Source organism: Pseudomonas sp. NFX98 (assembly GCF_047784845.1).
In the GTDB taxonomy this organism is placed as follows: domain Bacteria; phylum Pseudomonadota; class Gammaproteobacteria; order Pseudomonadales; family Pseudomonadaceae; genus Aquipseudomonas.
In genome coordinates, this window is sequence record NZ_JBLNNF010000001.1 from 410,113 (window position 1) to 432,757 (window position 22,645).

The following is a 22,645-nucleotide window of genomic DNA, read 5'->3' on the forward strand; positions in this document are numbered from 1 at the left end:
CTCCGCCGCAAAGATCAGGAATCCGCAGCTTAGCGCGCAATCACGTGGCAGCCTACCGATCTGCCTGATGGGAACCAATCAGTCAGATTGATAAGCCGGCAGCGGCGCTCGCCACTAGACATTCCTTGGCGCTTTTCCGGAGTTTTTTGATCAGCCGTTCCTGGCGCAATGCTTCGCTTTTGTCGCGACAGACTTCGGTATAGACCAGCGCCATGGCCGGGCTGGAAAGAAAGAAGCGTGCACCCTTTCCGCTTTGATGCTTGGCGAAGCGACGCACGGGATCGTCACTGATCCCGCAATAAAGCGAACCATTGGCCGCGCGCACGAGGTAGACGAACCAGGGTTTGCTCGCGGGCGTTTCGAAGTCGGCAGGGTTTTCGCTGAGGGAGGTCACGTGACGATCAGTGCTTGAAAGGAAACAAGCCGCGATCTTATCAGCGACTGGCCTGAAATGCCTTCAGCCCCTTCAGGGCCTGAGCGCGAACGGCGTTGCGCACCAACGGAGTCCAGCCCAGCAGCAAGCCCTTGAAACCCAGGGCCTGACGCGACCATGTCCACATATCAAAGCTGTCGTGGTGCTCGCAGATCTTGCCATCGCGGAAGACGAAACGGGCCTGAATGTCGTTGATCACGATGTTGCCGGTCTGGCTGAACAGATAGGTCGCGACCCAATGCGCGCCGCCGATGCGCTCGTCGGCACGGACGTTGTCGAAGGTCAGGGAAAAATCCTTGGCCCGAGTGGTGAGCATGCGCCACATATCGCCCGCCTCACGACCGCGAAGCTCGCCAAACGCCGGATCGCTGAACACCACGTCATCGGTGTAACAGGCCGCCATTGCTTCGGCATCGAGGCGCTGGAAAGCTTGGTAGAACCGGGTGATCAAGGCGCTGTGGGCTTCACTCATGGGCAGACTCCCTGTTGTGCAAAATGGCGTCGAAAGATTGCCTGCACGATAGTCTGCAAACGGGAGAAACACTATCGGCATTCGCGAGCCGAATACCGATAGTGTCGGGATCAGACTTTCTCGCTTTCCACCTGAACGTACAGCGCACGCCCGGCGCCGAGACCGGCAATGATCGCGCCGCTGCCGATGACCGCGAAAATCCAGCCGATGGCTGACCAGCCGCCGGTCCAGTCATGCACGATGCCCACCGCGAACGGCCCCATCGACGCCAGGGTGTAACCGAAACCCTGGGCCATGCTCGACAGGTTTGCTGCCACGTGTGAATCCCGCGAGCGCAACACGATCAAGGTCAACGCCAGGCTGAACGTGGCGCCCTGCCCCAGACCGAGCACGATCGCCCACCCCCACAAGCCTTCAATCGGTGCATATAGGCAGCCGAACAGGCCGCCGAGGGTCAGCGCCATCACAATCACAATCGCCAGACGCTGATCCTTGCCGCGAGTCGCCAGCCACGGCGCCGCCAGGGAGCTGATCAGTTGAACGATCACCGAACCCGACAGCACCAGCCCGGCCTGAGTCGGGGTCAGGCCACGACCGATGAGGATCGACGGCAACCAACCGAACACGATGTAGGCCAGCGACGATTGCAGGCCCATGTACAAAGTCACTTGCCAGGCCAACGGGTCGCGCAGTAAACCGCGAACGCGATAGGCGACGTTGTGCGCACCGTGTTTCTGGCCGACTTGCGGCAACCAGAACAGCGCAGCGGCCAGTGCTGGTATCACCCAGAAACCCAGGCCCAAGGCCCAGCTCTTGTCGAAGTGCTCACTGAGTGGCACGGTCGCACCCGCCGCCATCGCCGCGCCCAGGCACAGGGCCATGGTGTACACGCCGGTCATGGTGCCGGCCTGTTTCGGGAAGTCGCGTTTGACGATGCCCGGCAGTAACACGCCGATCACGCCGATGCTGGCACCGGCCAACACGCTGCCGGCGAACAAGCCGATTTCGCCAAACGAGCTGCGCAGAATGATCCCGCCCGCGAGTGTCAGCAGAATGCCCAGCACCACGCGCTCGGCGCCGAAACGTCGCGCCAGCAGCGGCGCCAGTGGCGCGAACAGGCCGAGGCAGAGCACCGGCAGTGTTGTCAGCAAACCGGCCTGGGAGGCCGACAGACCGAGAGACTTCGACACTTCGCTGAGCATCGGCGCCATGCTCGACAACGCCGGGCGCAGGTTCAGCGCCACCAGCACCAGGCCCAGCAGCAACAGCCATGGCCGGCGCAAGACAGGATGGGTTTGCTGGACCTGTTCGTCATCGGCCTCAGCGTCGATCAGCAGCTCTTCCAGCTCCGCCGCACGCTTGGTTTCTGCGATCTTGCCTGGGTTGCTGGGCATGGTGTTCTCGGTTTCAAGGTTCATTGATCAACTGCCTCGACAGCGCTTTGGCCCGTTCCGGGTCACGTTGTTCGACGGCATCGAGCAGTTCGATGTGCAGGTCGAACACTTCCTGGCGTCGGGGAGTGATGTTCAGGCAGTGGCGCAATTGCGCGCCAACCACGCTGGAGAAATAGCGATACAACTCGCTGAGCGTCGGATTGTGCGCGGCGTCCACCAAGCGACGGTGGAACACCAGATCGCACGCGATGTAAGTGTCGAGGTCGCCGTGATAGTGACTGCCGCTGACACCCAGGGCTTCGCGCAGCGCCACCAGATCCTCATCGGTGCGGCGCAACGCAGCCAGACCGATAGCCTCGACTTCAAGGATGTGCCGGGTTTCGCGCGCTTGTTCCCGCGAACAACTGGACAGCGCCTTCAGGGTATCCAGAGGATCAACCACCGCGCGCAGATAACTGCCGTCGCCCTGGCGGATCTCGATCAGCCCGGAAAACGCCAATACGCGCATGGCTTCACGCACCGTGTTGCGGCTAATGCCCAGTTCTGCCGACAGCTCAGGCTCGGTGGGCAAGCGCTGGCCGACTGTCCAGACGCCTTGGGTGATGCGCAGGCGCAACTGATCCAGGGCCTGATCAACGAGGGATCGTTTAACTAATGGAGAAATTTCAGACATAGGACTCGCCCTTTCATCCAATCATAGGATGAATTTTCTGACATGTTAGTCAGCTCCGTGTAGGACGGCAACCGCCTACGGTCATAGGGCAGGTAAAAGAGCATGATTTTCGACTGGTAAAAATTACCCTTTAAGGGTAATTTTAAGAGAAGGTTAATTAACGCTATGGAAAAGCACACACCCCATTACGACTTGGCGGTGATCAGGGAAGAAGTGCGCAGACTCGGCAGCGATGCATTTTCAATGACCGCTCGAGACGGCGGCCGAAGGATGGGGCTGAGTCTGTCGCAGATGCTACGAATCGTTTATTTGCTTGAGTTCCGGATGCTGCATAAATCGATGACGACCTATGCCGATCATCGAATCTGGCAAGACGTCTATCACACAACGTTTCAGGATCGGGAGATTTACATCAAAGTGACTTATCGCCCGGGCGGTAGGCATCCAGTAATCTCCTTCAAGGAGAAAAACCAATGAAAACACAGCAATGCGTCAGCTGCGGCACTCTCGACGGAATGCGGCATTTTGATGGACGCAGTTTTACTGTTGACTACAAACAGGTAGCACGACGGGTACACGACATTGCAGGTTGGGAATGTCAGGTCTGTGGCGAGATCGAATTCGATCATGACACCGACAGCGCCGAGCGTTACTCCAATGCGAGCGATCGCCTGCTTGAAGACTACTTCCAGGTTATTGCCAGCGAGATGAAACGCATCCGCCGCAAACTGCACCTCACGCAGAAGGAAGCAGTGAAGCAACTCTCTGGCGGCGGGCACAATGCCTTTTCCCGCTATGAGCGCGGCGAGCTAGCCCCACCTCAACCCTTGCTCACATTGATGCGTCTGCTGGATCGTCACCCTCACCTGCTCGCCGAAGTACAAGCGATGAACGAAGGCACCGAATTACGGCAGTTATTGGCCGAGCGGTTCCCTGAGCAGGAAGCGGCACAGATGTCCTGAACCAAACCCCAGGCAAAAATAAACCCGGAGCTCAGTCCGGGTTCATTTCACTGCCAAGAGCCAATCAATGCAAAATCTGACTCAAGAACAGCTTGGTCCGATCATTCTGCGGATTGTCGAAGAAGTCGTTCGGTGCAGCCTGTTCGACGATTTCACCCTTGTCCATGAAGATCACGCGGTTGGCCACGGTGCGGGCGAAGCCCATTTCGTGGGTCACGCAGAGCATGGTCATGCCGTCTTCGGCCAGGCCGATCATGGTGTCGAGCACTTCCTTCACCATCTCCGGGTCCAGCGCCGAAGTCGGTTCATCGAACAGCATGATTTTCGGTTTCATGCACAGTGCACGGGCGATCGCCACACGCTGTTGCTGACCGCCGGACAGTTGCCCCGGATACTTGTGCGCCTGCTCCGGAATGCGTACGCGTTCCAGGTAGTGCATGGCGATTTCCTCGGCCTTGCGCTTGGGCATCTTGCGTACCCACATCGGCGCCAGGGTGCAGTTCTGCAAAATGGTCAGGTGCGGGAACAGGTTGAAGTGCTGGAACACCATGCCGACTTCACGACGGATCGCTTCGATCTGCTTGAGGTCGTTGGTCAGCTCCACGCCATCGACCACGATGCGGCCTTGCTGGTGTTCTTCCAGACGGTTGAGGCAGCGGATGGTGGTGGACTTGCCGGAACCCGACGGCCCGCACAGGACGATACGCTCGCCTTGCTTGACGTTGAGGTTGATGTCCTTCAGTACGTGAAACTGGCCGTACCACTTGTTCACGCCCTGCATCTGAATAATGCCTTCAGGGCTCACAGGCTGTTTGATTGCTTCGCTCATAAAAGAACTCCTAACGCTTGTGGCCAGTGTCGAGCTTACGTTCCAAATGCATGGAGTAGCGCGACATACCAAAACAGAAAATCCAGAACACCAGGGCTGCGAACACATAGCCTTCAGTGGCCATGCCCAGCCATTTCGGGTCAGCGGCGGCTTGCTTGACGCTATTGAGCAGGTCGAACAGGCCGATGATGATCACCAGGCTCGTGTCCTTGAACAGCGCAATGAAAGTGTTGACGATGCCGGGGATCACCAGCTTCAGGGCTTGCGGCAGAATCACCAGGCCCATGCTGCGCCAGTAACCGAGGCCCATCGCCGCGGCCGCTTCGTACTGACCTTTAGGGATCGCTTGCAGGCCACCGCGCACCACTTCGGCCACGTAGGCCGACTGGAACAGGATCACGCCGATCAGCGCCCGCAGCAGCTTGTCGAAGTTCATGCCTTCAGGCAGGAACAACGGCAGCATCACCGAAGACATGAACAGCACCGTGATCAACGGCACGCCGCGCCAGAATTCGATGAAGGTCACGCAGACCACACGAATCGCCGGCATGTTCGAACGACGGCCCAGCGCCAGGACAATCCCCAGCGGCAACGCGCCGGCGATACCGACGGTGGCGATCACCAGAGTCAGCATCAGGCCGCCCCACTGGCTGGTCGCCACGGCAGGCAGGCCCAACACGCCGCCATGCAGCAGGCACCAGGAAATGATCGGGTACAACACCAGGAAGCCCAGGCCGTACACCGCTTTACGCGGGAAGCGTGAGATGAACAGAGGTGCCACGCCAATGACCGCCAACCACACGGTCAGGTCCACGCGCCAGCGCAGTTCCGGCGGGTAGTAGCCGTACATGAACTGGCCGAAACGCTGCTGGATGAACACCCAGCAGGCGCCGTCCTTGGTGCAGTCGGCGCGGGTGGTGCCGACCCAGTTGGCGTCGATGATCGCCCACTGCAGGATCGGTGGAACCACCAGGTAGATCAGGTAGAACGCGAACAGGGTCAGCAGGGTGTTGAGCCAGCTGGAGAACATGTTCGCGCGCATCCACGCCACCACACCGATGCTGCTGCTCGGTGGAGGCATGTCAGGTTTGAAAGTATGAGTACTCATGCGCTTTTCCTTACCGCTCGATCAGCGCAATGCGCTTGTTGTACCAGTTCATCAGCAGGGAAATGCTGATACTGATCGCCAGGTACACGCTCATGGTGATGGCAATCACCTCGATCGCCTGCCCGGTCTGGTTCAGCACCGTACCGGCAAACAACGACACCATTTCCGGATAACCGATACCGGCCGCCAGCGAGGAGTTTTTCGCCAGGTTCAGGTATTGGCTGGTCAGCGGCGGGATGATCACGCGCAGGGCTTGCGGGATGATCACCTTGCGCAGGGTCGGACCGTTGCGCAGGCCGAGCGAGTGCGCCGCTTCGGTCTGGCCATGGCTGACCGACTTGATGCCCGAACGCACAATTTCGGCGATGAACGCCGCGGTATAAACGGTCAAGGCCAAGGTCAGTGCCAGCAGCTCCGGGATCAACACCCAGCCACCGACAAAGTTGAAGCCTTGCAGTTTCGGCATTTCCCAATGTACCGGCGCGCCGAAAATCAGTGCGCACAAGGCCGGGATCACCAGGAACAACGCCAGGCCGACCCAGAACTTGTGGAACGGTACGCCAGTCGCTTCGAAGCGCTTGGTGGCCCAGCGATTCATCAGCACGATGGCGACAATGGCGACCACGACGCTGATCACAAACGCCCAGAACCCGTCGGCCATCAGCGCGGCCGGCATGTTCAGGCCACGGCTGCTGACGAAGAAGGTGTCACCGAAGTTGTGGCTGTTACGCGGCCCCGGCATGGTCAGGAACACGGCGAAGTACCAGAACAGGATCTGCAGCAGCGGCGGAATGTTACGGAAAACTTCCACATAAACTGTCGCCACTTTGGCGATGATCCAGTTCTTCGACAGCCGTGCCACACCGACGATGAAACCGAGGATCGTCGCCAGGATCACGCCAATGAAGGTCACGAGCAGGGTGTTGAGCAGACCGATGACAAACACTCGGGCATAGCTGTCCGATTCGGTGTAGTCGATCAGGTGTTGAGCGATGCCGAAACCGGCACTGCGCTCCAGAAAGTCGAAACCGGAGGTAATGCCCCGGTGCTGAAGGTTGGTTTGCGTGTTGTCGAACAGAAACCAGCCTAACGAGACCACCCCGATAATCGTGATGATCTGGAATACCCACGCACGCACTCGTGGATCGCTGAGGCTGAGCCTCTGCTTTGGTGCGCCGATTGAATTTTGCATGAAGTGCCCCGGAAATAATGGAACAGAACATCACCCGGTGGTTGGCCCACCGGGTGATAGAACCATCAGCGCACTGGTGGTGCGTATTGGATGCCGCCAGCGTTCCACAAGGCGTTCAGCCCGCGGTCGATTTCCAGCGGAGTGTTCTTGCCGAGGTTTTTCTCGAACACTTCACCGTAGTTGCCGACTTGCTTGACGATCTGTACGACCCAGTCTTTCTTCACTTTCAGGTCTTTGCCGTATTCACCGTCGGTACCCAGCAGACGGGCTACGTCCGGGTTCTTGGTGGCCTTGGCTTCAGCTTCGACGTTCTTCGAAGTGATGCCGGCTTCTTCAGCGTTGAGCATGGCGTAGCCAGTCCAGCGCACGATAGCCAGCCACTCGTCGTCGCCATTACGCACGACCGGGCCCAGAGGTTCTTTGGAAATGGTTTCCGGCAGAACCACGTAGTCCTTCGGCGAAGCCAGCTTGCTGCGCTGGGCGAACAGTTGGGACTTGTCGGAGGTCAGCACGTCGCAACGACCGGATTCCAGCGACTTGGCGCTTTCATCGGAGGTGTCAAAAGTGATCGGGGTGTATTTCAGACCGTTGCCGCGGAAGTAGTCGGAAACGTTCAGCTCGGTGGTGGTACCGGCCTGGATGCAAATGGTCGCGCCGTCCAGCTCTTTAGCGCTTTTCACGCCCAGCTTGTTGTTTACCAGGAAGCCGATGCCGTCGTAGTAAGTGATGAAGCCCGGGAATTTCAGGCCCATGCCCGCGTCACGGGAGCTGGTCATGGTGGTGTTGCGCGACAGAATGTCGATTTCGCCGGACTGCAGCGCGGTGAAGCGCTCCTTGGCGTTCAACTGGCTGAACTTGACCTTGGTCGCGTCACCGAACACGGCAGCGGCGACAGCGCGGCAGTAGTCAGCATCGATACCAACGATCTTGCCGGTGGAGTCTGGAACCGAGAAGCCAGGCAGGCCATCGCTGACGCCGCACTGTACGAAACCTTTCTTCTGCACTGCATCCAGGGTCGCGCCCGCCTGAGCGAACCCACTGACGCCGAGTACTGCGGCTGCAGTCACGACTGCCAGGGTGGATTTCAACATCTTCATTCAAACCTCCAGTTTTGCTCTTGTTGTGTCGGAGCGTGAGTCCAGTCGCACCCTTTTGAGGCGTTGTTGACCCGTGTTGGCTTATTTGAGGGTCAACCGACGTAGGACCGTAGCCATGAGTCTAGTAGGAGAAAATCCACATAATGGACAACTCACTTCTCACCAATCGGCCGAACGGGCTGTAGCCCTTTCACGTTCGCGAAGCCCGTAGCGGCCGCTGGCGAACATCCATCACCGGATTTTGTAATCCCACCACCAACCTTGGCCTGATAGTGTTACCGACAGACGTGGGATTATTCGTACAGACATCGCCATAGCAAAGCCCGTACCACACCGGCCGCTAAAGCGGTTAAGCGACAGGTCAATAGCAAAAGTTGTAGCCTTGCGACATCTTCGTAACTGATCAACCAGACGCGCACTGAGACTTCGCACTCAATCAGAGCGCACGCACAAAATTGGAGCAGACATGACCGAGCCCTTGATTCTTCAGCCCGTAAAGACCGCAGACGCCTGCGTGATCTGGCTGCACGGCCTGGGCGCCGACCGCTACGACTTCCTGCCGGTAGCCGAAGCCCTGCAGGAAACCTTGCTGAGTACCCGATTCGTTCTACCCCAGGCACCGACCCGCGCCGTCACCATCAACGGCGGCTACGAGATGCCGAGCTGGTACGACATATTGGCCATGAGCCCGGCGCGCGCGATCAATCGCGAGCAACTGGAAGTGTCGGCGGACCGGATCATTGAATTGATCGAAGCGCAGCGAGCCAGCGGAATAGACGCCTCGCGAATTTTCCTGGCAGGTTTTTCCCAGGGTGGCGCCGTGGTGTTTCACACCGCATTCCTGAAATGGCAGGGACCACTCGGTGGCGTACTTGCCCTCTCTACTTATGCGCCGACTTTCAGTGATGAACTGCAATTGTCCGCCAGCCAGCAGCGTATTCCGGTGCTTTCACTGCACGGTCAGTACGATGACGTGGTGCAAAACTCGATGGGCCGCAGTGCCTACGAGTATTTGAAGCAGCATGGTGTCACCGTGACATGGCAGGAATACCCAATGGGCCACGAAGTGTTACCCGAGCAGATCCGCGACATCGGCGCCTGGCTCGCCGAGCGCTTGCGCTAAGCCTTTTATGCTTAAAAACGCCCTTTGATCCATCCCACTACGCCGCGCCCGATTCTTGCATTACACTGGCCGGCGTACATTCCTTAACCAATTGATGAGATGACCGTGCTCAAAGCACTCAAGAAAATGTTCGGTAAAAGCGAGACTGAGCAACTCGCGCCAGTCCCCAGCGCTCCGTCTCACACTCCCAGCCACCGCACCGACGGTAATCAGCCTGGCCGGACCGCCCCCGTAGCGGCACCGAAACACGAGCCGGCCATCGAGCCAGCGGCGCCAACCGTGGCCGAACAACCGCGCAGCGAAACGCCAAAACCGACCAAGCCGCGTCGCGAACCGAAGCCAAAAGCCCCGGTCATCCCGTGGAAACTCGAAGACTTCGTCGTTGAACCCCAGGAAGGCAAAACCCGCTTCCACGATTTCAAACTCGCCCCAGAGCTGATGCACGCCATTCAGGACCTGGGCTTCCCGTATTGCACGCCGATCCAGGCGCAGGTGCTGGGTTTCACCCTCGCCGGCAAAGACGCCATCGGCCGCGCCCAGACCGGTACTGGCAAAACCGCTGCGTTCCTGATCTCGATCATCACCCAGTTGCTGCAAACCCCGCCGCCAAAAGAGCGCTACATGGGTGAGCCACGGGCACTGATCATCGCGCCGACCCGCGAACTGGTGGTGCAGATCGCCAAGGACGCCGCCGACCTGACCAAATACACCGGCCTCAACGTCATGACGTTCGTGGGTGGCATGGACTTCGACAAGCAGCTCAAGCACCTCGAAGCCCGCCACTGCGACATCCTCGTGGCCACGCCCGGCCGCCTGCTGGACTTCAACCAGCGCGGCGACGTGCATCTGGACATGGTCGAAGTGATGGTGCTGGACGAAGCCGACCGCATGCTCGACATGGGTTTCATCCCGCAAGTGCGCCAGATCATTCGCCAGACCCCGCCAAAGAATGAGCGTCAGACGCTGCTGTTCTCCGCGACCTTCACTGAAGACGTGATGAATCTGGCCAAGCAATGGACCACCGACCCATCGATCGTCGAGATCGAATCGCAGAACGTGGCCAACGAAAACGTCGAACAGCACATCTACGCGGTGGCTGGTGCCGACAAATACAAACTGCTCTACAACCTGGTCAACGACAACGGTTGGGAGCGGGTGATCGTGTTTGCCAACCGCAAGGATGAAGTGCGGCGCATCGAAGAACGCCTGGTGCGCGACGGCATCAATGCCGCGCAACTGTCCGGCGACGTGCCGCAGCACAAACGCATCAAGACTTTGGAAGGCTTCCGCGAAGGCAAGATCCGCGTGCTGGTGGCGACTGATGTTGCCGGTCGCGGCATCCACATCGACGGCATCAGCCACGTGATCAACTTCACCCTGCCGGAAGTGCCGGACGACTACGTCCACCGCATCGGGCGTACCGGTCGCGCCGGTGCGGACGGCGTGTCCATCAGCTTTGCCGGTGAAGACGACTCCTACCAGCTACCGTCCATCGAGGCGTTGCTGGGCAAGAAAATCAGCTGTGAGACACCACCGACGCATCTATTGCGGGCGGTTGAGCGCAAACGTCCATAACGGACGAGGTGCAGAAAGAGGCGCAGCCCGGAAACGGACTGCGCTTTTTTTTCGTTTGGATGTTGCTCGCGATAACTAAAAGTCCATAATGGACAAATTAGTTTATACCCATCCCCGGAGCCGACCATGTCCAGTACGCCTCATGTGATCTATCAAGCCCAGGCTCGCGAATTGCTGGCGCAAGTCGATGTGCCGCAGATCCTGCGCAAAATGTTCCGTGACCTGGCGACCGGGCAAGCCGTGCAACCGGCGCAGCAACTGGTGGAGTTTCCGCAAGGCGCCGGCGACTTCATCAACTACCTGGGCGTGTTGGCCGAAGACGGCGTTTACGGGATCAAGACTTCGCCGTATATCGTGCGCGAACAAGGCCCGCTGGTGACGGCGTGGACGCTGCTGATGTCGGCACAGACCGGCCAGCCGCTGCTGCTCTGCGATGCCGGTGAACTGACCACAGCCCGCACCGCCGCGACTACCGCTGTAGCGGTCGATGCACTCGCGCCGCTCACCGCCACTCGCCTGGCCATCATCGGCAGCGGCAAAGTGGCCCAGGCGCATCTGCATTACGTGAAGCGCCTGCGCGGCTGGCAGAGCATCAGCCTGTACGCACCGAACCTGAGCGACGACGTGGAAACCGTCGCCCTGCTGAAAAGCATCGAGCCGCGCCTGAACATCGTCGACAGTCGCGAAGCCGCCGCTCAGGACGCCGACGTGATCATGCTCTGCACCTCGTCTGCCGGCCCGGTAATCGATCCTTCGACGCTGAACAAACCGGCGCTGATCACCTCGATCAGCACCAACGCCCCTCGCGCCCACGAAGTGCCACCGCAGAGCCTCAATGACATGCAGGTGTTCTGTGACTATCGTCTGACCACCCCAGGCTCGGCCGGCGAAATGCTGATTGCCGGTGAACAGCATGGTTGGGACAAGAGCGCGATCATCGGCGACTTGCCTGATCTGATCAGCGAGAAGGTCCAGCGTCCCGGTTACGACCGTCATGTGTTCTTCCGCTCGATTGGTTTGGGCCTGGAAGACATCGCGCTGGCGAATGCCCTTTACCAAATGCAGCGCTAACACCACACCCCTTGTAGGAGCTGTCGAGTGAAACGAGGCTGCGATCTTTTGATCTTGCCATTAAAAAATCGCAGCCTCGTTTCACTCGACAGCTCCTACAGAGGTCATCGATACCATTGGCATTTGCGCCCCAACAGGAGACGTTCATGAGCCAGGCAGATTTCATCATCATCGGCGGCGGGATCGCCGGCGCTTCCACCGGTTTCTGGCTGTCGCAGCACGCACGCGTGATCGTGCTCGAACGTGAATCCCATCCGGCCTATCACTCCACCGGACGTTCGGCGGCACTGTTCACCGCTGCCTATGGCACCCCGCAAGTTCGCGCACTGACCCAGGCCAGTCGAGATTTTTTCGACGCACCACCCAGCGGTTTCTGCGAACACCCGCTGCTGACGCCGCGCGGTGAAATGACCGTGGATTTCACCGGCGATCCGGCCGAACTCAACAATCAATACCTGAGCGCCAAAGCCACGGTGCCGGAGATGCAGTTGCTCAGCGCTGAAGAGGCCTGTGTACGCCTGCCGATCCTGCGCCGGGAAAAAGTCCACGGCGCGATCTACGATCCGACTGCCAGCGACATCGACACCGATGCCTTGCATCAGGGCTACCTGCGCGGCATCCGCCGCAACAAAGGCGAAGTGCACACCGACACCGAAGTGCTCGGCCTGAGCCGTGATGCCGACGGTACATGGCACGTGCAAACCAATACCCAGACCTTCAGCGCGCCGATCATCATCAACGCCGCCGGTGCCTGGGCCGACAAGATCGGTGAACTGGCCGGTGCCCGACCACTGGGCCTGCAACCGAAACGCCGCGCCGCCTTCATCTTCGCCGGTCCCGAGGGCGTGGACATCCACCATTGGCCGATGCTGGTCAGCCTCGACGAATCGTTCTACATGAAACCCGACGCCGGGATGTTCCTCGGCTCGCCGGCCAACGCCGACCCGGTGGAACCCCACGACGTGCAGCCCGAAGAGCTGGACATCGCCATGGGCATCTACCAGATCGAAGAAGCCACGACCCTAACCATTCGCCGTCCGACCCGGACCTGGGCCGGGTTGCGAAGCTTCGTCAGCGATGGCGATTTGTTGTCCGGTTTCGATCCGCAGGTGCCGGGGCTGTTCTGGGTCGCGGCACAGGGCGGCTACGGCATCCAGACTTCACCGGCCATGGGCCAGGCCAGTGCCGCGCTGGTACGCGGCGAGGCGCTCCCTGAGCAACTCACCCGTTTCGGTCTGAGCGCCAAGATGCTGTCCCCTGCCCGCCTGGGCTGAGCCTTATCCTCAGGTGACGTGCCGACGCGATTGCGGCACACTTTCGGTGCCCCGTTTTGCGGGGCGCTGAAGCTGCCCGGAGTTCCACTGTATGAAGAGCCGAACCGCATGAACGCACCCGAAAAAGACCCGGCCCTGAACGACACGTCCCTGGATAACTTCCGGGCAATCGCCGATGCCATCGCCACGTTGTTCTTTCCTCACGCCGAGGTGGTGCTGCACGACTTGCGCACGCAAAAGGTCGATTACATCGCCAACAACCTGTCGAAACGGATGATCGGTGACGACTCGGCACTGGAAGACATGCTCAGTGACGATGTCAGCGAACGAAACATCGGGCCGTACGAAAAGCTCAATTGGGATGGTCAGAAGATTCGCAGCCTCAGCACGGTGCTGCGCGACAGCGAAGGTCATCCGCTGGCGGTGCTGTGCATCAACCTGAATATTTCGCTGTTCGAGAATGCCAAGGCTGCACTGGACCTGTTCCTGTCGCCGACCAAACTGATCCCGCAACCGGACTCACTGTTTCGCGATGACTGGCAGGAGCGCATCAACACCTTCCTCCACGCCTGGTTGCGCGAGCGTCAGCTGAGCCTGAACCTGCTGACCCGCGATCACAAACGCGAACTGGTGCTGGCCCTGCACGCCGAAGGCGCGTTCAAGGGCAAGAGCGCGTCGAACTATGTGGCCAATGTGCTGAACATGGGGCGGGCGACGGTGTACAAGCATTTGAAGGAATTGAAGGGCTGAAGATCAAAAGATCGCAGCCTGCGGCAGCTCCTACATTGGATTGCATTCCCCTGTAGGAGCTGCCGCAGGCTGCGATCTTTTATCGATCAATCGCCGTAGATATCGGACTTGAAGTACTTCTCGGAAATCTTCTGATACTCGCCATTCGCCCGAATACCATCGATAGCCGTGTTCAACTGGCTAACCAACTCGGCATTGCCCTTGCGCACTGCAATCCCCGCCCCCTCGCCCACGTATTTCGGATCCTTCAGCTCCGGCCCGACAAACGCATAACCCTTGCCGCGTGGCATCGACAGGAAGTCATTGAGCGGAATGGTGTCGGCAAAAATCGCATCGAGACGACCGGCCGCCAGGTCCATGTAGATCTCTTCGTTGTTGCCGTAACGCTTGACGGTGATGCCCTTGGGCTCGAACACCTCAGTGGCGTAACGGTCGGTGGTGGTCGCGCGCTGCACACCGATGGTCTTGCCCTTGAGGCTGGCGTACTGGTCATCCACCACCGCACCGTCCTTCATCACCAGACGCGAGGAAGTGAAATAGTACTTGTGGGTGAAATCCACCGACTTCTTGCGGTCTTCGTTGATGGTCATGGACGACAGCGCCATGTCGATTTTCTTCACTTTCAGGGAAGGAATCAGACCGTCGAATTCACCTTCGACCCACACACATTTGACCTGCATCTGCGCGCACAAGGCATTGCCGATGTCGTAGTCGAAACCGATGATTTCACCTTTGTCGGTTTTCGAGGCAAACGGTGGATACGCCGCTTCGATGCCGATGCGCAGGGTTTTCTCGGCGGCAAACACAGAGTTGCACGCCAACAGGCTCAGGGCCAGACCGGTGATGAGGGGGAATTTCTTCATGTTCGTTCTCTCGCGGGTTGTTGTTGGTTTGGCAAGACAGAAGAAAGAGCAGAAACAGGGGAAAATCTTTTTTGTACTTATAATTCCATACTGGACTTTTATGTATTATCCGTCAATCAGGCAAATGCAGCCCGTGCCGGCCGGTGGTCGGGTGGTGAATCCGCAGGTTTTTTGTTGTTACGAATGACGCTATCGCGAGCAAGCTCGCTCCCACAGGGATCTTCACTGTAAACAGGTTTTGTGTACGACTCAGAACCTGTGGGAGCGGGCTTGCCCGCGATGACGGGCTAGAGGACGCCGCAGGAACTACTGCTTCCAGCGATCCGCCGCCGCATGATCACTGTCACGTCCCTCAACCCAACGCGGCCCGTCGCTGGTGTTTTCTTTCTTCCAGAACGGTGCGCGGGTTTTCAGGTAATCCATGACAAAGGCGCAGGCATCGAACGCTGCCTGGCGGTGGGCGCTGGCGGCGCCGACGAAGACGATCGGCTCCCCCGGTTCCAGGGCACCGATGCGGTGCAACACTTCCAGCTTGAGCAGCGGCCAGCGTTGCTCGGCCTCGACGGCGATCTTGCCGAGGGCTTTTTCGGTCATGCCCGGATAGTGTTCGAGGAACATCCCGGCGACGTCGAGACCGTCATTGAAGTCGCGCACGTAGCCGACAAAACTCACCACCGCGCCGACGCCGACATTGGCATCGTGCATGGCGTTGACTTCAGCGCCCGGATCGAACGCTGTGGACTGCACACGAATGGCCATGATTCAGCCCCCGGTCACGGTCGGAAAAAACGCCACTTCGTCGCCGTCGCTGACCGGCTCGTCGAGCTGGCACAGGTCTTCATTGCGCGCGCACATCAGGTTTTGCTCACTCAGCACCTCGGCGCCGTCACGCTGAACCAACAGCGCCCGCACGTCGTCAACGGTGGCGAATTGACCTTCGACCTTTACCGAATCCACACCCATCGCCTCGCGATAACGGGCGAAAAACTTCACGGTAACGTTCATGGCTGGTCCGCCTGGAAATGCCCGCTCTTGCCGCCAACCTTTTCCAGCAAACGCACGCTTTCGATGGTCATGCCGCGGTCCACAGCCTTGCACATGTCATAGATGGTCAATGCGGCGACGCTGGCAGCGGTCAGGGCTTCCATTTCAACGCCGGTCTGCCCGGACAGCTTGCAGCGTGCCTCGATGCGCACGGTGTCGTCGCCTTCGGCACTGAGTTCGACCTTCACACCCGTCAGCATCAATGGATGGCACAGCGGAATCAGGTCACTGGTTTTCTTTGCCGCCTGAATGCCGGCAATACGCGCCACGGCGAAAACATCCCCCTTGGGATGACCGCCGCTGACGATCATCTGCAGCGTTTCGGGGAGCATGCGCACCAGCGCTTGGGCCGTCGCCTCACGGAACGTCACGGCTTTTTCGGTGACGTCGACCATGTTGGCGCGACCTTGGGAATCGAGATGAGTCAGCACGGGATTACTCCTGATCAGGAGCGTCGATTGTAAACCTGCAGGTCAATTTTCCGCACGCACGATTGTCCGATCACCACATTCCCAACGTAGGAGCTGCCGAAGGCTGCGATCTTTTGATTTTCAAGGCGAAGATCAAAAGATCGCAGCCTTCGGCAGCTCCTACAGGGGAATTGTGCCGGGCATATAATAACCGGGCGGTTTTGAGGCCGCCCGGTTTTGTTGATGCGGCTATAGATGCGTTTCGGCGTATTCGGCCAGGATCGAACGTGGCACCCCTTGCAGGGTGATGTGCACCCCGTTCGGGAAGTCCTTGAAACGTTCAGTGAGGTAGGTCAGCCCGGAGCTGGTCGCGGACAGGTATGGGGTATCGATCTGTGCCAGGTTGCCCAGGCACACCACTTTGGAACCGGCGCCGGCACGGGTGATGATGGTTTTCATCTGGTGCGGCGTGAGGTTCTGGCATTCGTCGATCAGGATCAGGCTCTGCTGGAAGCTGCGGCCCCGAATGTAGTTGAGAGATTTGAACTGCAACGGCACTTTGCTGAGGATGTAGTCGACGCTGCCATGGGTGCTTTCGTCATCCATGTGCAAGGCTTCGAGGTTGTCGGTAATGGCGCCCAGCCACGGCTCCATTTTTTCCGCTTCGGTGCCGGGCAGGAAACCGATTTCCTGGTCCAGGCCCTGCACGCTGCGGGTAGCGATGATCCGGCGATAGCGCTTGCTGACCATCGTCTGCTCGATTGCAGCGGCCAGGGCCAGGATGGTTTTACCTGAACCGGCCGCGCCGGACAGGTTGACCAGATGGATATCCGGATCGAGCAAGGCGTACAGCGCCAGGCTCTGATAGATGTCACGTGGTTTCAGGCCCCAGGCTTCCTGATGCAGCAATGGCTCCTGATGCAGGTCGAGGATCAGCAGCTTGTCTTCCTCGATCTCCTTGATCCAGCCGACAAACCCCTGTTCATCGATGATGAACTCGTTGATGTGCACCGCCGGCAGGTTGTCGATCAGTTGCACCTGATGCCAGGTGCGGCCGTGGTCCTGACGGGTTTCGACCTTGCTCACACGGTCCCAGAAGGAGCCGGTCATGTTGTGGTAGCCGTTGGGCAGCAACGATACGTCGTCGACCAATTGGTCGGTGCTGTAGTCCTCGGCCGCGATCCCGCAGGCGCGGGCCTTGAGGCGCATGTTGATGTCTTTGGTGACCAGCACCACGGGCTTCTTCGGATCGCGTGCGTGCAGGTCGATCAGCTGGTTGATGATTTTGTTGTCGTTCAGGTGCTCGGGCAGAATCAGGTTCGATTCAGCCTGCTTGCTCATCAGAATTGACAGCAAGCCTTTCGGTCCGCTCTTGCCACGCTGGATCGGCACACCCTGCTCGACGTCCTCGGGTGAGGCATCGCCCAGGGTCTTGTCGATCAGGCGAATGGCCTGGCGGCATTCGGCGGCAACGCTGTGGTGCCCGCTCTTGAGCTTGTCCAGCTCTTCAAGCACGGTCATCGGGATGGCGACGTGGTGTTCTTCGAAGTTGAGCAGCGCGTTTGGATCGTGAATCAATACGTTGGTATCGAGTACATAAAGGATTGGCTGGTTGGAAGAAGAGCTACGTCCGTGATCATCCATACTCGGTCACCTTTGTGGGAGCCATTCGACGCAATACCTTGGCGGTGCTGCGCCTCGAAGTGACTGCCGAATTCACCTGCGGGGACTCAAGTGACTGCATACAGAGCTGGGTCTTGGGAGACGCCACCTGTGTTGCAGGTTTCGGCGGTCTGTCTTCGTAATACTCCAAAACACATGACAGAAAAAAGTACTTTGACGTTTTTTTGAAGTTTATTTTTCAGATTGACCAATAGCACTTGGCGGACTGCCATCATCCGTTTACAGTCGGAAGTCAACCTGCTTCGAAACCCCTCAAAAAATTGCCAGAAACCCAATGTTTCCGGGCTTTTACCGTTTATCGAAACCCGTCCTGACAATCCTCCCAACCGATCCCGCTCTGTGCCGTTTGCGTCATCAACCACGGCAGCGTCGTTTTCACCCCGTCCTGTTTCACATTGAAGTTGATCACGCCATGACGCCACAGCAGCATCAGGGTCAATACCCGTTGCCCGCTCTGGCTGGCCTTGAGCTTGCCTGCGCCGTCCTGGGCATCGATGTCCCACAACGCCACCTGCAAGCCCTGGGACTTGTAGAAGCCCTCGGCATCCGAGCGGCGCTGGCCATCGGGCGGACGGAACAGCGGCACATAGTTTTCCGGCAGCTTGCCTTTGACCAGTTCGACGCTGCGTCGCACCGAATCCTGCCAGTCCTGCCAGTGACTGTGCGAGCGGAACTCCCAGCCTTGCACGCCGACGCATTGGGTTGAATAGGTCGATTGCAGGCTGCTGACCGAACGGTCGGCCAATCGCGCCTGAATGTCCTTGCCGAGAACGAAGAACGTACCGCTCATGTTCGCCTTGCGCAGGTACTCGCTGACCCAGTCCGTGTTGTCCGGCACGGCATTCGCGGCACTGTCGAATGTCAGCAGGAACAGGCGGTCGTGCATCGCTTCGCCGTCGCGCTCATAGTCGCCAAAATGATCGACTTCACTACTGGTTTGCGGGAACAGCGCCGCCTTGCGCAGTTGCTCGTCCAGGTACTGGGCATGGAACAACCGGCTCGGTTCGGCCCACTTGATGTAGTAGCTGTCTTCGCTGATCTGGAACTTGCCGGCCTGCTCATGCAGCGTCGGCATGTCCTCGACCAGAAAACAGAAGGACGCATCCTGATCGCAACTCTGCTGGGCGAAATTGAAGTTGCTCAGCAAGCGTTGCCACATGCGCTCGCGCACACGATTGACCGACTCCATATTGACCGTGCGCAGGCCCAGGCGCTGGGCCATCCCCGCCTCATCCAGCGACTCGCTGGCCAGCAGTACACGGGCGAACATGAGGATTTCAGCGCGTGAGGCCACGTCGAACAACGTCGGGTTGTTGAGTTTTTCAGGCCAGGTGCCGCGATCAAGCGTCGCCACATCGCCCGGTGCCGCCAAGGCACCGAAGCTCAGAAGCCACGCTGTGAATAGAAGAACGATACGCAATGGGATGTCTCCATAACAAAACCCGCGCGGCACTATATCGCGGGAAGATCAAAAGATCGCAGCCTCGCTGCGCTCGACAGCTCCTACAGGGATTCACGTCCACCTGTATCTCGGATCATCCCGTTTTTACGCCAACTCGGTCCTGTAGGAACTGTCGAGCAACGCGAGGCTGCGATCTTGTCCCATGACACCACCGATCACCTATTACCCCCATAGCTGGAGTCAACACGAACAACCCCCTAGAATCGCCGCCACGATTAAAGGAGACGACTTCATGCTGATGGTGATTTCCCCCGCCAAGACCCTCGACTACGAAACACCGCCGGCGACCCAGCGCTTTACCCAGCCGCAGTACCTCGATCACTCGCAAGAACTGATCATGCAGTTGCGCGACCTGACGCCAGCGCAGATCAGCGAGTTGATGCACGTCTCCGACAAGATCGGTGGCCTCAATGCCGCGCGTTTCGGCAGCTGGACACCTGCTTTTACCCCGGAAAACGCCAAGCAGGCGCTGCTGGCATTCAAGGGTGACGTGTACACCGGCCTGAATGCGCAAACCTTCAGCGAAGCCGATTTCGATTATGCCCAGCAACACTTGCGCATGCTCTCCGGCCTGTACGGCCTGTTGCGCCCGCTGGACCTGATGCAGCCTTACCGTCTGGAAATGGGCACCAAACTGGCCAATGCCCGCGGCAAGGACCTGTATGCCTTCTGGGGCACGCGCATCAGTGAGTGGTTGAACGAAGCCTTGGCCGATCAGGGCGATGACGTGTTGCTCAACCTGGCTTCCAACGAGTATTTTTCGGCGGTCAAACGCAACGCCCTGAACGCACGGATCATCAACACCGAGTTCAAGGACCTGAAGAACGGTCAATACAAGATCATCAGCTTCTACGCGAAAAAGGCCCGGGGCATGATGAGCCGCTTCGTCATCGAAGAACGCATCAACGACCCGGCAGCCCTCAAACAATTCGACGTCCAGGGCTATCGCTACAGCGCCGAGCAGTCTAAACCGGACAGTCTGGTGTTTCTGCGCGATCACGCACCAGAGTGATGCAAGAGGTCGGCGCACGACGTTCAGAACGCTCGCGCGCCGATCATTGATCGACCCGATATTTCCCGCCTTATTCGCCATTTTAATGGCGCCAAAAATACATCATTCGTTTTTCTAACTTTAGTTTCACTCGACTTCGATCTTTTTTTTCAGTAGTGGCACTGAAAATTTTTATTGGTAGTGGCAAAAAACTATCCCCTCGAATAATCCGCCTATATATAAAGGGCGAAACGGCAAGTGCTATCAATTTGAGAGCAGTGCCATCTTTCTCAATATTTCAAAAAATTTCAGATTTCACGATAGGCGGATCGGAACTATGTCCGAATGCACCGCTCATACCACCGGTAACGATTCTCACAGAGCTTGTAGGAGATAACTTACGCAGAACAGAGATCCATGTAGCGAAGTTGTCACATTAACTTTCGCGGACTAATCCCTGATTTGGACAACACAGAAGGACAGGAGATAACGCATGTTGACTATCCCCTATAAGGCCATGGCAGCGCCCCTATAAACGTGCTCACCTGGGCACCCAACCGCTTGATCTACGGGCTTTCAGCCTGACATCGAGCGCGCACGACCGTTGCACGAACATCCTCAGAATAGAGGATCGGCTGCAAAACAGGGCAAGTCATAACAATAAGGCCTGGTTTCGCACACCTTGAGTGCACTTATTTAGACACTCGTAACTTACATGCCAACTCACGGCATTGTTGCGCCTGTTAGCCGCACTTGCGAGTGCACTATGACCGCTGAACACCATTAACTCCGGCCATCTAATGGCTCGATAAAACACAGAGGTAATTGCGATGCGCATCAGCATATTTGGTTTGGGTTACGTTGGCGCTGTCTGTGCCGGTTGCCTGTCTGCACGGGGCCATGACGTCGTTGGCGTCGACGTTGCCAAAGACAAGATCGATATGATCAATGCCGGTAAATCACCGATTGTTGAACCGGGTCTGGGCGAACTTCTGGCCCAGGGTATCCAGACCGGTCGTCTGCGCGGTACTACCAACTTCGCCGAGGCGATTCGCGACACCGACCTGTCGATGATCTGCGTCGGCACGCCGAGCAAGAAGAACGGCGACCTGGAACTGAACTACATCGAAGCCGTGTGCCGCGAGATCGGTTTTGTCCTGCGTGACAAGACCACCCGCCACACCATCGTGGTGCGCAGCACCGTGTTGCCGGGCACCGTGGCCAACGTGGTCATCCCGATTCTCGAAGACTGCTCCGGCAAGAAAGCCGGCGTCGATTTCGGCGTTGCCGTGAACCCTGAGTTCCTGCGCGAAAGCACCGCCATCGCCGACTACGACCTGCCGCCAATGACCGTCATCGGCGAGTTCGACAAGGCATCGGGCGACGTTCTGCAATCGCTGTACGAAGAACTCGACGCGCCGATCATCCGCAAGGACATCGCCGTCGCCGAGATGATCAAGTACACCTGCAACGTGTGGCACGCCACCAAAGTGACCTTCGCCAACGAGATCGGCAACATCGCCAAGGCTGTTGGCGTCGACGGTCGCGAAGTGATGGACGTGGTTTGCCAGGACAAGACCCTGAACCTGTCCCAGTACTACATGCGCCCAGGCTTCGCTTTCGGCGGCTCCTGCCTGCCGAAGGACGTGCGTGCCCTGACCTACCGCGCCGGTTCGCTGGACGTGGAAGCACCGCTGCTCAACTCGCTGATGCGCAGTAACGAGTCCCAGGTGCAGAACGCCTTCGACATCGTTTCCAGCCACGACAAACGCAAAGTCGCCCTGCTGGGCCTGAGCTTCAAGGCCGGCACCGACGACCTGCGCGAGAGCCCGCTGGTTGACCTGGCGGAAATGCTGATCGGCAAGGGCTACGACCTGAGCATCTACGACAGCAACGTCGAGTACGCCCGTGTTCACGGCGCGAACAAGGACTACATCGAGTCGAAGATCCCCCACGTCTCGTCCTTGCTCAACTCCGACTTCGACGCGGTGATCAACAACTCCGACGTGATCATCCTCGGCAACCGTGACGAGAAATTCCGCGCCCTGGTCAAGGACGTCCCGCACGGCAAGCAAGTGATCGACCTGGTCGGCTTCATGTCCAAGGCCACCAGCGTCAGCGGCCGCACCGAAGGTATCTGCTGGTAACACGGTGTTTGCACGGCAACTGTGCGAACACGATGTAGGAGCTGACGAGTGAAACGAGGCTGCGATCTTTTCAGGATCACTTGAGTACCAAG

General features: G+C 58.5%; 24 protein-coding genes. 10 read left to right on the forward strand and 14 right to left on the reverse strand.

Translation table 11 applies throughout. The features are described from left to right. Positions 1–82 precede the first annotated feature (82 nt). From ACM110_RS01865 to ACM110_RS01880, 4 genes are all read right to left on the reverse strand, one after another. Positions 83–394 (reverse strand): GIY-YIG nuclease family protein, encoded by a 312-nt coding sequence (locus tag ACM110_RS01865; RefSeq protein ID WP_416126317.1) that lies wholly within the window; start codon positions 392–394, stop codon positions 83–85. Positions 395–434: 40 nt separating this feature from the next. Next, positions 435–905, reverse strand: coding sequence for a nuclear transport factor 2 family protein (locus tag ACM110_RS01870; protein ID WP_416126318.1), 471 nt, complete (start codon positions 903–905; stop codon positions 435–437). 110 nt (positions 906–1,015) lie between these two features. Next, a complete protein-coding gene (locus tag ACM110_RS01875) occupies positions 1,016–2,323 on the reverse strand; it encodes a CynX/NimT family MFS transporter (protein WP_416126319.1) in 1,308 nt (435 codons plus the stop codon). After that, positions 2,313–2,972, reverse strand: coding sequence for a FadR/GntR family transcriptional regulator (locus tag ACM110_RS01880; protein ID WP_416126320.1), 660 nt, complete (start codon positions 2,970–2,972; stop codon positions 2,313–2,315). The genes ACM110_RS01875 and ACM110_RS01880 overlap by 11 nt, the downstream gene beginning before the upstream one ends. Before the next feature lie 165 nt (positions 2,973–3,137). Here ACM110_RS01880 and ACM110_RS01885 point away from each other — a divergent pair, with 165 nt between their 5' ends. Together ACM110_RS01885 and ACM110_RS01890 are read left to right on the forward strand one after the other, a co-directional pair. Further along, positions 3,138–3,449: a type II toxin-antitoxin system MqsR family toxin gene (locus ACM110_RS01885; RefSeq protein ID WP_416126321.1), complete on the forward strand. Its 312-nt coding sequence runs from the start codon at positions 3,138–3,140 to the stop codon at positions 3,447–3,449. Continuing rightward, the gene (locus ACM110_RS01890) at positions 3,446–3,934 is read left to right on the forward strand and encodes a type II toxin-antitoxin system MqsA family antitoxin (RefSeq protein WP_416126322.1); all 489 of its coding nucleotides are present in this window, start codon (positions 3,446–3,448) and stop codon (positions 3,932–3,934) included. Before ACM110_RS01885 ends, ACM110_RS01890 begins: the two co-directional genes overlap by 4 nt. A 64-nt stretch (positions 3,935–3,998) precedes the next feature. Here the strand turns inward: ACM110_RS01890 and ACM110_RS01895 are convergent, their stop codons facing one another. The 4 genes from ACM110_RS01895 to ACM110_RS01910 all read right to left on the reverse strand — a co-directional run bounded on the left by ACM110_RS01895 (position 3,999) and on the right by ACM110_RS01910 (position 8,160). Then, positions 3,999–4,763 carry an amino acid ABC transporter ATP-binding protein gene (locus ACM110_RS01895; protein ID WP_003178331.1) on the reverse strand — a complete coding sequence of 255 codons (765 nt, stop codon included), beginning with the start codon at positions 4,761–4,763 and terminating at the stop codon, positions 3,999–4,001. A gap of 10 nt (positions 4,764–4,773) precedes the next feature. Continuing rightward, positions 4,774–5,871, reverse strand: coding sequence for an amino acid ABC transporter permease (locus ACM110_RS01900; protein WP_416126323.1), 1,098 nt, complete (start codon positions 5,869–5,871; stop codon positions 4,774–4,776). Positions 5,872–5,881: 10 nt separating this feature from the next. After that, on the reverse strand, positions 5,882–7,063 hold the full coding sequence (locus ACM110_RS01905) for an amino acid ABC transporter permease (protein ID WP_338582855.1): 1,182 nt from the start codon (positions 7,061–7,063) through the stop codon (positions 5,882–5,884). A gap of 65 nt (positions 7,064–7,128) precedes the next feature. Next, the gene (locus tag ACM110_RS01910; protein WP_150702904.1) at positions 7,129–8,160 is read right to left on the reverse strand and encodes an amino acid ABC transporter substrate-binding protein; all 1,032 of its coding nucleotides are present in this window, start codon (positions 8,158–8,160) and stop codon (positions 7,129–7,131) included. A 466-nt stretch (positions 8,161–8,626) separates the two neighbouring features. On the opposite strand from ACM110_RS01910, the gene ACM110_RS01915 reads away from it, so the two are divergent. The 5 genes from ACM110_RS01915 to ACM110_RS01935 all read left to right on the forward strand — a co-directional run bounded on the left by ACM110_RS01915 (position 8,627) and on the right by ACM110_RS01935 (position 13,953). Beyond that, positions 8,627–9,283, forward strand: coding sequence for an alpha/beta hydrolase (locus tag ACM110_RS01915; RefSeq protein ID WP_416126324.1), 657 nt, complete (start codon positions 8,627–8,629; stop codon positions 9,281–9,283). A 99-nt stretch (positions 9,284–9,382) separates the two neighbouring features. Next, on the forward strand, positions 9,383–10,858 hold the full coding sequence (rhlB, locus tag ACM110_RS01920; RefSeq protein ID WP_416126325.1) for an ATP-dependent RNA helicase RhlB: 1,476 nt from the start codon (positions 9,383–9,385) through the stop codon (positions 10,856–10,858). 126 nt (positions 10,859–10,984) lie between these two features. Further along, a complete protein-coding gene (locus tag ACM110_RS01925; RefSeq protein ID WP_416126326.1) occupies positions 10,985–11,929 on the forward strand; it encodes an ornithine cyclodeaminase family protein in 945 nt (314 codons plus the stop codon). A 146-nt stretch (positions 11,930–12,075) separates the two neighbouring features. Further along, positions 12,076–13,203 carry an NAD(P)/FAD-dependent oxidoreductase gene (locus ACM110_RS01930; protein ID WP_416126327.1) on the forward strand — a complete coding sequence of 376 codons (1,128 nt, stop codon included), beginning with the start codon at positions 12,076–12,078 and terminating at the stop codon, positions 13,201–13,203. A gap of 108 nt (positions 13,204–13,311) precedes the next feature. After that, entirely contained in the window at positions 13,312–13,953 is a 642-nt protein-coding gene (locus ACM110_RS01935) for a helix-turn-helix transcriptional regulator (protein WP_416126328.1), read from the forward strand. An 86-nt stretch (positions 13,954–14,039) separates the two neighbouring features. Here the strand turns inward: ACM110_RS01935 and ACM110_RS01940 are convergent, their stop codons facing one another. Beyond that, positions 14,040–14,816, reverse strand: coding sequence for an ABC transporter substrate-binding protein (locus ACM110_RS01940; protein ID WP_416126329.1), 777 nt, complete (start codon positions 14,814–14,816; stop codon positions 14,040–14,042). On the opposite strand from ACM110_RS01940, the gene ACM110_RS01945 reads away from it, so the two are divergent. Then, the gene (locus ACM110_RS01945) at positions 14,815–15,003 is read left to right on the forward strand and encodes a hypothetical protein (protein WP_416126330.1); all 189 of its coding nucleotides are present in this window, start codon (positions 14,815–14,817) and stop codon (positions 15,001–15,003) included. The genes ACM110_RS01940 and ACM110_RS01945 overlap by 2 nt on opposite strands. 119 nt (positions 15,004–15,122) lie before the next feature. Here ACM110_RS01945 and moaE read toward each other — a convergent pair whose 3' ends face one another. The 5 genes from moaE to ACM110_RS01970 form a co-directional block, all read right to left on the reverse strand. Beyond that, complete coding sequence (moaE, locus tag ACM110_RS01950) at positions 15,123–15,575, reverse strand: molybdopterin synthase catalytic subunit MoaE (RefSeq protein ID WP_007993258.1); 453 nt, start codon at positions 15,573–15,575, stop codon at positions 15,123–15,125. A gap of 3 nt (positions 15,576–15,578) precedes the next feature. Further along, positions 15,579–15,821 carry a molybdopterin converting factor subunit 1 gene (moaD, locus tag ACM110_RS01955; protein ID WP_416126331.1) on the reverse strand — a complete coding sequence of 81 codons (243 nt, stop codon included), beginning with the start codon at positions 15,819–15,821 and terminating at the stop codon, positions 15,579–15,581. Further along, the gene (gene moaC / locus ACM110_RS01960; protein ID WP_338582868.1) at positions 15,818–16,291 is read right to left on the reverse strand and encodes a cyclic pyranopterin monophosphate synthase MoaC; all 474 of its coding nucleotides are present in this window, start codon (positions 16,289–16,291) and stop codon (positions 15,818–15,820) included. Before moaC ends, moaD begins: the two co-directional genes overlap by 4 nt. 228 nt (positions 16,292–16,519) lie before the next feature. Beyond that, positions 16,520–17,914, reverse strand: a complete 1,395-nt coding sequence (locus ACM110_RS01965; protein ID WP_416126332.1) for a PhoH family protein — start codon at positions 17,912–17,914, stop codon at positions 16,520–16,522. A gap of 334 nt (positions 17,915–18,248) precedes the next feature. After that, entirely contained in the window at positions 18,249–19,373 is a 1,125-nt protein-coding gene (locus tag ACM110_RS01970) for a polysaccharide deacetylase family protein (RefSeq protein ID WP_416126333.1), read from the reverse strand. A gap of 274 nt (positions 19,374–19,647) precedes the next feature. Between ACM110_RS01970 and yaaA the strand changes: the two genes are divergently transcribed. After that, a complete protein-coding gene (gene yaaA / locus ACM110_RS01975) occupies positions 19,648–20,427 on the forward strand; it encodes a peroxide stress protein YaaA (RefSeq protein WP_338582871.1) in 780 nt (259 codons plus the stop codon). 809 nt (positions 20,428–21,236) lie between these two features. Then, complete coding sequence (locus tag ACM110_RS01980) at positions 21,237–22,553, forward strand: nucleotide sugar dehydrogenase (RefSeq protein WP_416126334.1); 1,317 nt, start codon at positions 21,237–21,239, stop codon at positions 22,551–22,553. Positions 22,554–22,645: the final 92 nt, after the last annotated feature.

What these genes read in the sequence shown, in the direction of transcription:
- ACM110_RS01870 (WP_416126318.1), bottom strand. Translation starts at nt 905, where the DNA reads ATGAGTGAAGCCCACAGCGCCTTGATCACCCGGTTCTACCAAGCTTTC.
- ACM110_RS01875 (WP_416126319.1), bottom strand. Translation starts at nt 2,323, where the DNA reads ATGAACCTTGAAACCGAGAACACCATGCCCAGCAACCCAGGCAAGATC.
- ACM110_RS01880 (WP_416126320.1), bottom strand. Translation starts at nt 2,972, where the DNA reads ATGTCTGAAATTTCTCCATTAGTTAAACGATCCCTCGTTGATCAGGCC.
- ACM110_RS01885 (WP_416126321.1), top strand. Translation starts at nt 3,138, where the DNA reads ATGGAAAAGCACACACCCCATTACGACTTGGCGGTGATCAGGGAAGAA.
- ACM110_RS01890 (WP_416126322.1), top strand. Translation starts at nt 3,446, where the DNA reads ATGAAAACACAGCAATGCGTCAGCTGCGGCACTCTCGACGGAATGCGG.
- ACM110_RS01895 (WP_003178331.1), bottom strand. Translation starts at nt 4,763, where the DNA reads ATGAGCGAAGCAATCAAACAGCCTGTGAGCCCTGAAGGCATTATTCAG.
- ACM110_RS01900 (WP_416126323.1), bottom strand. Translation starts at nt 5,871, where the DNA reads ATGAGTACTCATACTTTCAAACCTGACATGCCTCCACCGAGCAGCAGC.
- ACM110_RS01905 (WP_338582855.1), bottom strand. Translation starts at nt 7,063, where the DNA reads ATGCAAAATTCAATCGGCGCACCAAAGCAGAGGCTCAGCCTCAGCGAT.
- ACM110_RS01910 (WP_150702904.1), bottom strand. Translation starts at nt 8,160, where the DNA reads ATGAAGATGTTGAAATCCACCCTGGCAGTCGTGACTGCAGCCGCAGTA.
- ACM110_RS01915 (WP_416126324.1), top strand. Translation starts at nt 8,627, where the DNA reads ATGACCGAGCCCTTGATTCTTCAGCCCGTAAAGACCGCAGACGCCTGC.
- rhlB (WP_416126325.1), top strand. Translation starts at nt 9,383, where the DNA reads ATGACCGTGCTCAAAGCACTCAAGAAAATGTTCGGTAAAAGCGAGACT.
- ACM110_RS01925 (WP_416126326.1), top strand. Translation starts at nt 10,985, where the DNA reads ATGTCCAGTACGCCTCATGTGATCTATCAAGCCCAGGCTCGCGAATTG.
- ACM110_RS01930 (WP_416126327.1), top strand. Translation starts at nt 12,076, where the DNA reads ATGAGCCAGGCAGATTTCATCATCATCGGCGGCGGGATCGCCGGCGCT.
- ACM110_RS01935 (WP_416126328.1), top strand. Translation starts at nt 13,312, where the DNA reads ATGAACGCACCCGAAAAAGACCCGGCCCTGAACGACACGTCCCTGGAT.
- ACM110_RS01945 (WP_416126330.1), top strand. Translation starts at nt 14,815, where the DNA reads ATGTTCGTTCTCTCGCGGGTTGTTGTTGGTTTGGCAAGACAGAAGAAA.
- ACM110_RS01940 (WP_416126329.1), bottom strand. Translation starts at nt 14,816, where the DNA reads ATGAAGAAATTCCCCCTCATCACCGGTCTGGCCCTGAGCCTGTTGGCG.
- moaE (WP_007993258.1), bottom strand. Translation starts at nt 15,575, where the DNA reads ATGGCCATTCGTGTGCAGTCCACAGCGTTCGATCCGGGCGCTGAAGTC.
- moaD (WP_416126331.1), bottom strand. Translation starts at nt 15,821, where the DNA reads ATGAACGTTACCGTGAAGTTTTTCGCCCGTTATCGCGAGGCGATGGGT.
- ACM110_RS01965 (WP_416126332.1), bottom strand. Translation starts at nt 17,914, where the DNA reads ATGGATGATCACGGACGTAGCTCTTCTTCCAACCAGCCAATCCTTTAT.
- yaaA (WP_338582871.1), top strand. Translation starts at nt 19,648, where the DNA reads ATGCTGATGGTGATTTCCCCCGCCAAGACCCTCGACTACGAAACACCG.
- ACM110_RS01980 (WP_416126334.1), top strand. Translation starts at nt 21,237, where the DNA reads ATGCGCATCAGCATATTTGGTTTGGGTTACGTTGGCGCTGTCTGTGCC.